Annotated in this window: 1 rRNA gene (running past one end of the window); it reads left to right on the forward strand. The window is 53.2% G+C overall.

The features are described from left to right. A 23S ribosomal RNA gene (locus ACFVRR_RS24205) occupies window positions 1–1,531 on the forward strand; it begins 1,506 nt to the left of the window's first position. Window positions 1,532–1,541: the final 10 nt, after the last annotated feature.

Consider the following 1,541-nt stretch of genomic DNA (forward strand, 5'->3'; position numbering starts at 1 on the left):
CGAAAGGCGTAGGCGATGGACAACAGGTTGATATTCCTGTACCACCTCATTTCCGTTTGAGCAATGGAGGGACGCAGAAAGATAGGGTAAGCGCGCTGCTGGATATGCGCGTCCAAGCAATTAGGCTGATGTGTAGGCAAATCCGCACATCATAAGGCTGAGTTGTGATGGCGAGGGAAATATAGTACCGAAGTTCCTGATTCTACGCTGCCAAGAAAAGCTTCTAGCGAGGAAATAGGTGCCTGTACCGCAAACCGACACAGGTAGGCGAGGAGAGAATCCTAAGGTGAGCGAGAGAACTATGGTTAAGGAACTCGGCAAAATGACCCCGTAACTTCGGGAGAAGGGGTGCTCTTTTGGGTGTATGCCCGGGAGAGCCGCAGTGAAAAGGCCCAAGCGACTGTTTAGCAAAAACACAGGTCTCTGCGAAGCCGCAAGGCGAAGTATAGGGGCTGACGCCTGCCCGGTGCTGGAAGGTTAAGAGGAGGGGTTATCCCTTACGGGAGAAGCTCTGAATTGAAGCCCCAGTAAACGGCGGCCGTAACTATAACGGTCCTAAGGTAGCGAAATTCCTTGTCGGGTAAGTTCCGACCCGCACGAAAGGCGTAACGATTTGGGCACTGTCTCAACCATAGACTCGGTGAAATTATAGTACCTGTGAAGATGCAGGTTACCCGCGACAGGACGGAAAGACCCCGTGGAGCTTTACTGCAGCTTGATATTGAATTTTGGTACAGCTTGTACAGGATAGGTAGGAGCCTGAGAAGCCGGAGCGCTAGCTTCGGTGGAGGCGTCGGTGGGATACTACCCTGGCTGTATTGAAATTCTAACCTAGAGCCGTGATCCGGCTCGGAGACAGTGTCAGGTGGGCAGTTTGACTGGGGCGGTCGCCTCCTAAAGAGTAACGGAGGCGCCCAAAGGTTCCCTCAGAATGGTTGGAAATCATTCGAAGAGTGTAAAGGCATAAGGGAGCTTGACTGCGAGACCTACAAGTCGAGCAGGGACGAAAGTCGGGCTTAGTGATCCGGTGGTTCCGCATGGAAGGGCCATCGCTCAACGGATAAAAGCTACCCCGGGGATAACAGGCTTATCTCCCCCAAGAGTCCACATCGACGGGGAGGTTTGGCACCTCGATGTCGGCTCATCGCATCCTGGGGCTGTAGTCGGTCCCAAGGGTTGGGCTGTTCGCCCATTAAAGCGGTACGCGAGCTGGGTTCAGAACGTCGTGAGACAGTTCGGTCCCTATCCGTCGTGGGCGCAGGAAATTTGAGAGGAGCTGTCCTTAGTACGAGAGGACCGGGATGGACACACCGCTGGTGTACCAGTTGTTCTGCCAAGAGCATGGCTGGGTAGCTATGTGTGGAAGGGATAAGTGCTGAAAGCATCTAAGCATGAAGCCCCCCTCAAGATGAGATTTCCCATAGCGTTAAGCTAGTAAGACCCCTGAGAGACGATCAGGTTGATAGGTCAGAGGTGGAAGCGTGGTGACACGTGGAGCTGACTGATACTAATCGGTCGAGGACTTAACTAACAAGTTTGAT

The sequence above is a fragment of the Gottfriedia sp. NPDC057948 genome (genome assembly GCF_042887255.1).
Lineage (GTDB): Bacteria > Bacillota > Bacilli > Bacillales > Bacillaceae_G > Gottfriedia.